Origin of the sequence: Paenibacillus cineris (assembly GCF_018333335.1) — a bacterium.
Classification (GTDB): Bacteria; Bacillota; Bacilli; order Paenibacillales; family Paenibacillaceae; genus Paenibacillus_AQ; species Paenibacillus_AQ favisporus.
Genome location: NZ_BORU01000064.1, coordinates 1 through 206 on the forward strand (window position 1 = coordinate 1; position 206 = coordinate 206).

At 56.8% G+C, this 206-nt stretch carries 1 rRNA gene; it reads right to left on the bottom strand.

The window, feature by feature from the left end:
* Window positions 1-206, bottom strand: a 23S ribosomal RNA gene (locus tag KI379_RS33965); the annotation flags it as partial.

Consider the following 206-nt stretch of genomic DNA (forward strand, 5'->3'; position numbering starts at 1 on the left):
CCTTCTGCCTTTGCACTCTTCGAATGATTTCCAACCATTCTGAGGGAACCTTGGGGCGCCTCCGTTACTCTTTAGGAGGCGACCGCCCCAGTCAAACTGCCCACCTGACACTGTCCCCATACCGGATCACGGTACCAGGTTAGAACCTAGATACGATCAGGGTGGTATCCCAACGGCGCCTCCACCCAAGCTGGCGCTCAGGTTTC